Origin of the sequence: Mesorhizobium sp. M7A.T.Ca.US.000.02.2.1, assembly GCF_003996995.1 — a bacterium.
GTDB lineage: Bacteria > Pseudomonadota > Alphaproteobacteria > Rhizobiales > Rhizobiaceae > Mesorhizobium.
In genome coordinates this window covers 1-9,533 of record NZ_RZTT01000236.1, presented here as the reverse complement: position 1 = coordinate 9,533, position 9,533 = coordinate 1, and the positions used below count along the sequence as shown (strand labels likewise).

Sequence of the window (9,533 nt, the reverse complement as noted above, 5' to 3'; positions counted from 1 at the left end):
AATCTACGCCGAGCGGTTTTCCGACCCCGACGGCCGCGTGAGGGCAAGTTTCTCGATTGTCTGGATGTCCGGCTGGGCGCCCGACGCATCGCAGCAAAAACCGCTTAAGCCAGGGTCGGCCAAGGTCTCGCTGAAAACAATCCTGGAGGCACCCGGCGGGCAATGATCCTGCCCGCAGGCGCGGAAAAGTCGGATCAGGGAGTGGGTGCGAAAGCGTTCGCAAGTTTGCTGTTGTTGTCGCTGAACAACCAGGTGAGCGAGTCGGCAAACTGACCAACGCCGGTGATGATCCCCAGTGCCACCAAGGTCGCGATCAGTCCATATTCGATGGCTGTCGCGCCGGTCTCGTCCTTCAGAAAATCCAGCAGCACTGCTTTCATGGCCTCAACCCCTCTGTCCGGGACCTTACCGCCGACCTGTTAAGAAAGGTTAACGGCAAAGGCTTAACAGGCGATGAAACCGCCGCCTTTTCGAAATCTCTTAACCATGTCAGCAGTCGCCGCTGCTCCTGCCATTGGACCTGATGATGCAGACCGAGCTCGGTTGCGGCTGCAGCACGCTGCGGCGCAGCGTGTAGGTTTCGCGATGGCCGATCGAGCCTGTCGCCGCCATGTCAAGCCCGCCGAAACCATCACGGGCCGACAGCGAGCGTGTCTGGCTGTCGAGGAAAGGGGTTGCAATCAGCGCCAGCGCCACCGCGGCCGAACCGAACAGCAGCGTGATGCGCAATATGCCCATGCCCGCATCGGCGGCGCGAAAACCGCGCTCGGGCCGGATCGAGTCCCAATCCCTGTCTAGGCTCATGCTATCGCTCCCCGGCAAATCGACGGCTCGGCCGCGAACGGCCATGCTTCAATTTTTCACGACGAGATAAATCTTCCATTAACGCTGGCTGATACACGCCTCGGCCAGGAAGCGACCGGACGCGAACCTCAGAGCAGATCGATGAGGAACGGGATCAGCGGCGCATCGGCCGGCGGCATCGGATAGTCGCGCATCTGCTTTGGCCGCACCCATTTCAGCGTCTGCCCTTCCCTGGGCTGGGCTATGCCGCGAAAGCGGCGGCAGATGAACAGCGGCATCAGCAGGTGGAAATCGTCGTAGGAATGACTGGCGAAAGTAAGCGGCGCCAGGCATGGGATGTCGGTTTCGATGCCGATTTCTTCATGCAGTTCGCGAATGATGCATTGTTCGGGCGTCTCGCCGGGCTCGACCTTGCCGCCGGGAAATTCCCACAATCCGGCAAGTTGCTTGCCCTGAGGCCGCTGCGCCAGAAGCACCCGGCCGTCGGCATCGACCAGCGCGCAGGCGGCGACCAGGAGCAGGCGTTTGCCGGCGGTCACGACATCATTCATGACCCGGCGGCCGGCGGTAGTGGTAGCGATAGACTTCCTCGAAGCCGAGCGAATGGTAGAGCGCCAGCGCCGGCACGTTGTTGGCCTCGACCTGCAGCCATGCTTCCCGCGCGCCCCGCAGCCGCGCCCATTTGAGCGCCGACAGGATCAGGTTGCGGCCATGGCCCCTGTTGCGCGCCGATCTGTCGGTGGCGACCTCGAACAAGCCGGCGAGATCGCCGTCATGCACGCAGATAAGCGTTGCCAGTGCCTCGGCTCCATCTTCGAGCGCGAACAGCCCGGCTTCGGGCTGGATGGCACCGATGATCTCCGACAGGCCGGGCCGCAGCGAAACATCCGAACCGCTGACCTTGAGCAACGCACCGATGAAGCGGCTGATGTCCTTGAGCGGAATCTGGTCCATGGCGGCGTCGAGCTGCGCGCCGGCCAGCGGCAGCCGCATGACCAGCGACTCGTCGAACCGGCTCCAGCCCTCGCGGTCGAGATGGCTGGCGAGATCGGGGCCCGACAGCGGCGACATGCGGAACGTCAGCGGCCTTCCATAGGCATCGAAACGGCGGCTGGCCCGGCCGATACGGTCGGCCATGTGCATGATATCGCCGGGATCGAGCGGATTGACGGAGTTCAGCCGCTTGGCCGGATGGCCGGCGGTCAGCCGCACCACCCAGGTGCCGTCATAGTGGACGGCGGCTGCCGGCCAGGCGCGAAAGCCGGCAGCCTCGTAGCGGCGTACGATCGCGAGCATGCTTGCCGGATGCCTGGAGCTCAAAACCATCAGCTCCGATAATCGCCGTTGATGGCGACATATTCCTTGGTGAGATCGCAGGTCCACACCGTCGCCTTGCCGCGGCCGATGCCGATATCAGCGCGGATGCGGATGTCGTCGCGCTTCATGTAGGCCGACGTCGCGGCCTCGGAGTAGCCGGGGTCGCGCTCGCCTTCATGCGCCAGCCTGTTGTCGCCGAACCAGATCGACAGCCGGTCGCGATCGGCGGGTTCACCGGCCTTGCCGACGGCCATGACGACGCGGCCCCAATTGGCGTCCTCGCCGGCGACCGCCGTCTTGACCAGCGGCGAATTGGCGATGGACAGAGCGATGCGCTTGGCCGAGCGCGCCGATTTGGCGCCGGTGACGGTGACTTCGACCTGCTTGCGGGCGCCCTCGCCGTCGCGCACCACTTGCAGCGCCAGCGATTTCAGCACCTTGCCGAGCGCCCGGCGGAACGCGCCGAGACGGGCATCCTTGGGATCGGTTATCTCCGGCGCGCCGCGCTTGGCGGCCTTGCCGGTGGCGAAGATCAGCAGCGTGTCGCTGGTTGACGTGTCGCTGTCGACGGTGACCGCGTTGAAGGTCTTGGCCGTGCCGCGCGACAACAGATCCTGCAGGACGGGGGCGGCGATCGGCGCATCGGTGGCGATGAAGGAGAGCATCGTCGCCATGTCGGGCGCGATCATGCCGGCGCCCTTGGAAATGCCGTTGATGGTGACATCGGCGTCGCCGAGCTTGACGGTCGCAGTCGCCAGTTTCGGATAGGTATCCGTGGTCATGATCGCCTTTGCCGCTTCGGTCCAGAGCCCAGGCTTGCCATTGCTGACCAGCCCGGCCAGCAGGTGGCTGAATTTGCTGGTGTCGAGCGGCTCGCCGATGACGCCCGTCGAGGCCAGGAAAACCTCCGCTGCCGTGCAGCCGGCCGCCTTCGCCGCCGCCTCGCCGGTCAGCGCGGTCGACTCGCGGCCTTTCCTGCCGGTGAAGGCGTTGGCGTTCCCGGAATTGACGACCAGCACCCGGGCCTTGCCTGCACCGAGATTCTGCCGGCAGAAATCGACCGGCGCCGAAGGGCATTTCGATTTCGTGAACACGCCGGCGACCGCGGTGCCTTCATCGAAGACCATGGTCAAAAGATCGGTGCGGCTCTTGTACTTTATCCCTGCCTCGGCGGTGGCGATGCGCACCCCTTCGATCTCCGGCATTTTGGGGTATTTCTTCGGCGCGAGCGGCGAAATCGTCGTGGACATGGAGGCCTCGGGCGGGAAAAATCGCAGGGGAAGGCCGGTTTGCCCGATAGACCGCGCGGGCGCAAGGGCGTTTTCGTCGCTCTTGCCCGGGAGTTCGAACCCGCTCGTGGTTAGGCCTGCATTTCAAATCCGGTGGCGTCGCCGGGGCCGATGGCGTTATGATCTGCCCCATGGGCAGGCTTGCGATCCTTGCATGGGCATTTCTGGGACTTTTGCTGCTGAGCGCGGATGCGCAGCCGCAACGGCGCGTGGCGCTTGTCATCGGCAACGGCACTTACGCCGAAGCCGGCACGCTGGCCAACCCAGTCAACGACGCCCTCGACATCGCCGACAAGCTGCGCTCGATCGGCTTCGAGGTGATCGAGGGCAATGATCTCGGCAAGCGTGAACTCGAACGCAGCATCGGCGCGTTTTCCGATGCGCTCCAGGGCGCCGGCGTCGGGCTTTTCTACTATGCCGGCCACGGCCTGCAGGTCGACGGGCGCAACTACATCGTGCCGGTCGACGCCAGGCTGGACGTGCCGGTCAAGTTGCAGCTCGAAGCAGTACCGATCGACGAAGTCCTCGACATCATGGAACAGCAGACCAAGGTCAGCCTGGTGTTTCTCGATGCCTGCCGCAACAATCCGTTTGCCCGCAGTCTCAGCCGCACCGCCACCACGCGCTCGGCGAAGGCGCTGGCCGGGCTGGCGCAATTCGATTCGACGCGCGGCTCGTTCATCGCCTTCTCGACGGCACCTGGCGCTGTCGCCATGGACGGCAGCGGACGCAACTCGCCCTTCGCCGCCGCCCTGCTGCGCCACATCGCCGAGCCCGGCCAGAGCATCAACGACATGATGATCGCGGTGCGCCGCGACGTGGTTTCGCAAACTCGCGAGACCCAGCGCCCCTGGGAGCAGGGATCGTTGCTCGAACGCTTCGAATTCGTCTCGGACGGACAACCCGCTGAGCCACAAAGGCCGCCCGCGGCGCCGGCGCCTTCAACGGAAGTCGCAGCACTTGAACGCTCTGTCGGCGACGACAAGGGATCGATCGAGAAATTCCTGCGCCAGGACTATCTGACGCCGGACACCGGGGCGATGAGCGAGACCGTCAAGCGGCTCTACGGCCCATCCGCCTTCATCTTCGGAACCCGCTACGACGCCGACGCCATCGTCAAGATCAAGGCCGACTGGTTCGCGCAGTGGGCCTCCTGGTCGCTAAGCATGGTATCAGGCAGCTTGGAGGTCACTCCACAGGGCGAAGATCGCGCCGAGGCAGTCTTTGCGATGCGCTACGACTATCTTCCAAAGGACAAGTCGGCGGCACGCCTGACCGGCAAGGCGCGCGTCACGCTTGGGCTGGTCAAGGCCGGCGGCGGCTGGCGTATCGAATCCGAGACATCGCAGGCGATGCAGTAGGCGTGATCCCACGCCCAACCGGGCAATTCAAGCTGGCAGCGTCTCATGGCGATAGGAATTTTTTCTTGACTCGGTGAGGGCAGCTATGCTACATTTTTGCCCATGGTGCTGATTTGCGCCAGTGACCCGCCGCCCGGCGGGTTTTTGCGTTTGGAGCTTCGCCAACCGACACGCCGGTAGACTTTCAGAGAATAAACTTAACCCCTACCGCTACCATCCGTTCCTGAAGCTTGAAAACGCGCCGTTTCGTTTGAGCATCGGGTCGCCTATATTGCCGGCGATAGTGTTGGCGAGGAGACAGAGATGGCCGAGGACGCCGATCCGGCGCGCAGATCGATCGGTGCGCGGCGCAACCCCGACAGCGCCGATGCCATTCTCGAAGCCGCCGAGGCCGTGCTGGTCGAAGCCGGTTATGCCGGTTTCTCGATCGAGGCGGTGGCGCGGCGGGCCCGCGCCGGCAAACCCACCATCTATCGCTGGTGGCCGAGCAAGGCGGCATTGCTGCTTGAGGTCTATCAGCGCCAGAAGCGCGTCGAGGTTCCCGATACCGGGCGGCTGGAGGAGGATCTCGTCGGCTTCCTGAAAAACCTGTTCGCTCACTGGCGCGAGACATCGTCGGGAAGCGTGTTCCGGTCGCTGATCGCCGAGGCACAGTCGGACGAGACCGCTGCCGCGGCCCTTGCCGACTACTCGCTGGGCCGACGCTCCCATACCGGCCAGATCATCGAACGCGCCAAGGCAAGGGGCGAAATCCCGGCCGGCGTCGATTCAGCTGTTGTCGCAGACCTGATCGCCTCCTTCGCCTGGAGACATCTGTTGACCAACCGGCTCGACGAGAACGAAGCCACCATCGGCAAGGCGGTCAACTACGTGATGCGAGGCATAGCGGCGCCCGCCCCCTAAAAATACGGCAATGAAAAAGGGCGCGGCAACCCTTGGCTGCCGCGCCCTTTTCGAAGACCTATCAGTCTTACTTGGCGCTTTCCAGCGTATCGACCGTCTTCTTCAGGTTCGCGTCGGGGATCTCGATCTTGGCGCCGGCGCGCAGCGACTTGACCAGCGCGAAATATTTGTCGCGGATGACCGCCTGCTTGGCCTGGTCCTTGACGTCGTCGAAGGCCGGCGGCTGCTTGGTGCGCTTGTCCTCGAGCTTGATGACATGCCAGCCGAACTGCGTTTGCACCGGCTGCTCGGTGTACTTGCCGACCTCGAGCGCGGAGGCCGCCTTGTCGAACTCCGGCACCATCTGGCCAGGTCCGAACCAGCCGAGATCGCCGCCGCTGGTCTTGCCCGAGGGATCGCTGGTGTGCTCGGTGGCGAGCTTCTGGAAGTCGGCGCCGCCGTCGAGCTGCTTGATGATGGCCTCGGCCTCTTCCTTGGTCTTCACGAGGATGTGACGGGCATGCAGCTCGTTGGTGGGCGGCGTGTTGGCGATTTCCTGGTCGTAGCGGGCGCGGACCTCGGCGTCGGTGACCTTGTCGACGACGCCCTTCTCGACCATCTCGCCATGCAGCGCGCGCTGCTGCAGGAAGGCCATGCGGCGCTGAAAGTCGGGATCCTTGTCGAGCCCTGACGTGACCGCCTGGGCGGCCATGACACGGATCTCGATGGCAGCCGAGAGCGCTGCGGCACGGCGCTGCTCGGGCGGCAATTGCGCGAACTGCTGTGACAACTCCCCTTCGGCAAGCACCAGATCGGCTTCGGTCAGGGGCTGGCCGTTGACCGTGGCGATAACCTTATTCGGATCGACTGGTGCCGCGGCTGGCGCTGCTGCATCCGCCGGGGCGGGAGCGGTTTGCTGCGCCATCAGCGGCGAGAGCGAAAGGGCCGACAGGCCGACGGCCAAGCCAAGGCTGGCGAGCGACGCGCGGCGGAACAACAGGGACATAGGGTGGACTCCGGTGGGGATTGTTAAGAGGGTGCTTCCAGATCGGCCAGATTGTGGCGGAATTTGGCGCAGCCAGCAGGGCCAGCGCGGCGTTGACATCAGTTGAGCCCCCTCTTATCTGTCCAACGACTTTGCGTCCAGAACCGTTTTCCGGGCGCTTTTTGTGTTTGCCAGTGTTCACTAATGTGTTTGCCAGTGTTCACGTGGAATTGATGGGGCCGGCCGGCGCTCATCTCAAGATTGAGAATTCTATCGAAAGGACCATCGGATGGTCAGTCTCGGCGGTCTCGCCCGTAAGGTTTTCGGTTCCTCCAACGACCGTCGGGTCAAATCGACCCGGCCCCGTGTCGAGGCGATCAACGCCATGGAAAACGAGATGCGGGCGCTCTCCGACGAGGAGTTGGTCGGCCGCACCGCGAAATTCCGCCAGGACATAGCCAATGGCGCCACACTCGACGACCTGTTGGTGCCGGCCTTCGCCACCGCCCGCGAGGCAGCGCGCCGCGTGCTCGGCATGCGCCCCTTCGATGTCCAGCTGATCGGCGGCATGGTGCTGCACAATGGCGGTATTGCCGAGATGCGCACCGGCGAGGGCAAGACCCTGGTCGCGACGCTGCCGGTCTACCTCAATGCGCTTGCCGGCAAGGGCGTCCACGTCGTCACCGTCAACGATTACCTGGCCACCCGCGACTCCGAATGGATGGGCCGCGTCTACAAGTTCCTCGGCCTCTCGGTCGGCGTCATCGTCCATGGCCTGTCCGACGAGGAGCGCAGCGCCGCCTACGCCGCCGATGTCACCTACGCCACCAACAACGAGCTTGGCTTCGACTATCTACGCGACAACATGAAATACGAGCGCGCCCAGATGGTGCAGCGCGGTCACAATTACGCGATCGTCGACGAAGTCGATTCCATCCTGGTCGACGAGGCGCGCACGCCGCTGATCATTTCCGGTCCGCTCGAGGACCGTTCGGAAATGTACAACACCATCGACACCTTCATCATCCAGCTGCAGCCGCAGGATTATGAGATCGACGAGAAGCAGAAGACCTCGATCTTCACCGAGGAAGGCACCGAGAAGCTCGAGAACCTTTTGCGCGACGCCGGCCTGCTCAAGGGCGAGTCGCTCTACGACGTCGAGAACGTCGCCATCGTCCACCACGTCAACAACGCGCTGAAGGCGCACCGGCTGTTCCAGAAGGACAAGGACTACATCGTCCGCAACGGCGAGATCGTCATCATCGACGAGTTCACCGGCCGCATGATGCCGGGCCGCCGCTATTCGGAAGGCCTGCACCAGGCGCTCGAAGCCAAGGAGCATGTGGCGATCCAGCCGGAGAACCAGACGCTGGCCTCCGTCACCTTCCAGAATTATTTCCGCCTCTACAAGAAGCTCTCCGGCATGACCGGCACGGCGCTGACCGAGGCCGAGGAATTCGGCAACATCTACGGTCTCGAAGTCACCGAGATCCCGACCAATCTGCCGGTCGTGCGCATCGACGAGGACGACGAGGTCTACCGGACGGTCGAGGAGAAATACAAGGCGATCGTCAGGGAGATCCGCGAAGCCAGCGCCAAGGGCCAGCCGACGCTGGTCGGCACCACTTCCATCGAAAAGTCCGAGCAGCTGGCCGAGCGCCTGCACAAGGAAGGTTTTACCGATTTCGAAGTGCTGAACGCCCGCCATCACGAGCGCGAGGCGGCGATCGTCGCCCAGGCCGGCAAGCCCGGCGCCATCACCATCGCCACCAACATGGCCGGCCGCGGCACCGACATAAAGCTCGGCGGCAATGCCGAGATGCGCATCGAGGAAGAGCTCGGCGACATGCCGGCCGGACCCGAGCGCGAGGCGCGGGAAAAGGAAATCATTGCCGACATCGAGCGGCTGAAGGAAAAGGCGCTGGCCGCCGAACGCCACGAATCGCGCCGCATCGACAACCAGTTGCGCGGCCGTTCCGGGCGTCAGGGCGACCCCGGCCGCTCGAAATTCTTCCTGTCGCTGCAGGACGACCTGATGCGCATCTTCGGCTCCGAGCGCATGGACGGCATGCTGCAGAAGCTCGGCCTCAAGGAAGACGAGGCGATCATCCATCCGTGGATCAACAAGGCGCTGGAAAAGGCGCAGAAGAAGGTCGAGGCGCGCAACTTCGACATCCGCAAGAACCTTTTGAAATATGACGACGTCTCCAACGACCAACGCAAGGTGGTTTTCGAGCAGCGCATCGAACTGATGGACGGCGAAGGCCTTTCCGAAACGATCGCCGAGATGCGCGAAGGCGTCATCGACGAGATCGTCGCCAAGGCCATTCCCGAAAACGCCTATGCCGAGCAGTGGAACGTTGCCGGGCTGAAGGCCGAGATCGCCGAGTTCCTGAACCTCGACCTGCCGGTCGAGGACTGGGCCAAGGAAGAGGGCATCGCCGAGGACGACATCCGCGAGCGCATCGGGCAGGCCGCCGAAGCCGCCGCCAAGGAGCGCGCCGAGCGTTTTGGCCCCGAGGTGATGAACTATGTCGAGCGCTCGGTTGTGCTGCAGACGCTCGACCATCTGTGGCGCGAGCACATCGTCAATCTCGACCATCTGCGTTCGGTCGTCGGCTTCCGCGGCTACGCCCAGCGCGATCCGCTGCAGGAGTACAAGGGCGAGGCATTCGAGCTGTTCCAGGCCATGCTGGGCAATCTGCGCCAGGCCGTCACCGCGCAGCTGATGCGCGTCGAACTGGTCCGCCAGGCCGCCGAAGCGCCGCCTCCGGAAGCCCCCGACATGTTCGGCACGCATATCGACGGCACCACCGGCGAAAACGACTTCGAAGGCGGCGAGACCGCCCTCCTGGTCCGCCCGGAGACAACCGCCATCGTCGCTCCCGAGGACCG

The 9,533-nt window shown here is 64.0% G+C and carries 9 protein-coding genes and 1 pseudogene; 4 read left to right on the top strand and 6 right to left on the bottom strand.

Annotation, left to right across the window (positions count from 1 at the left end; genetic code table 11):
* Positions 1-166 (top strand): annotated as a pseudogene (locus EOD15_RS36855) (SAM-dependent methyltransferase); the annotation flags it as partial.
* 28 nt (positions 167-194) lie between these two features.
* Here the strand turns inward: EOD15_RS36855 and EOD15_RS21140 are convergent.
* The 5 genes from EOD15_RS21140 to argJ all read right to left on the bottom strand — a co-directional run bounded on the left by EOD15_RS21140 (position 195) and on the right by argJ (position 3,371).
* Complete coding sequence (locus EOD15_RS21140) at positions 195-380, bottom strand: Flp family type IVb pilin (RefSeq protein ID WP_127322228.1); 186 nt, start codon at positions 378-380, stop codon at positions 195-197.
* A gap of 109 nt (positions 381-489) precedes the next feature.
* The gene (locus EOD15_RS21135; RefSeq protein WP_013529445.1) at positions 490-804 is read right to left on the bottom strand and encodes a hypothetical protein; all 315 of its coding nucleotides are present in this window, start codon (positions 802-804) and stop codon (positions 490-492) included.
* Positions 805-932: 128 nt separating this feature from the next.
* Complete coding sequence (gene mutT, locus EOD15_RS21130) at positions 933-1,355, bottom strand: 8-oxo-dGTP diphosphatase MutT (protein ID WP_127322229.1); 423 nt, start codon at positions 1,353-1,355, stop codon at positions 933-935.
* Positions 1,348-2,100 (bottom strand): GNAT family N-acetyltransferase, encoded by a 753-nt coding sequence (locus EOD15_RS21125; protein ID WP_127322230.1) that lies wholly within the window; start codon positions 2,098-2,100, stop codon positions 1,348-1,350. The genes mutT and EOD15_RS21125 overlap by 8 nt, the downstream gene beginning before the upstream one ends.
* Positions 2,101-2,129: 29 nt before the next feature.
* A complete protein-coding gene (argJ, locus tag EOD15_RS21120) occupies positions 2,130-3,371 on the bottom strand; it encodes a bifunctional glutamate N-acetyltransferase/amino-acid acetyltransferase ArgJ (protein WP_127408798.1) in 1,242 nt (413 codons plus the stop codon).
* A gap of 170 nt (positions 3,372-3,541) precedes the next feature.
* Between argJ and EOD15_RS21115 the strand changes: the two genes are divergently transcribed.
* Both EOD15_RS21115 and EOD15_RS21110 read left to right on the top strand, forming a co-directional pair.
* The gene (locus EOD15_RS21115; RefSeq protein ID WP_127321231.1) at positions 3,542-4,771 is read left to right on the top strand and encodes a caspase domain-containing protein; all 1,230 of its coding nucleotides are present in this window, start codon (positions 3,542-3,544) and stop codon (positions 4,769-4,771) included.
* Positions 4,772-5,074: 303 nt separating this feature from the next.
* On the top strand, positions 5,075-5,674 hold the full coding sequence (locus EOD15_RS21110; protein ID WP_127321230.1) for a TetR/AcrR family transcriptional regulator: 600 nt from the start codon (positions 5,075-5,077) through the stop codon (positions 5,672-5,674).
* Positions 5,675-5,741: 67 nt separating this feature from the next.
* Here the strand turns inward: EOD15_RS21110 and EOD15_RS21105 are convergent, their stop codons facing one another.
* The gene (locus tag EOD15_RS21105) at positions 5,742-6,659 is read right to left on the bottom strand and encodes a peptidylprolyl isomerase (protein ID WP_127321229.1); all 918 of its coding nucleotides are present in this window, start codon (positions 6,657-6,659) and stop codon (positions 5,742-5,744) included.
* A 268-nt stretch (positions 6,660-6,927) separates the two neighbouring features.
* On the opposite strand from EOD15_RS21105, the gene secA reads away from it, so the two are divergent.
* A partial coding sequence (gene secA / locus EOD15_RS21100) for a preprotein translocase subunit SecA (protein WP_127408797.1) occupies positions 6,928-9,533 on the top strand: 2,606 nt, incomplete at its 3' end.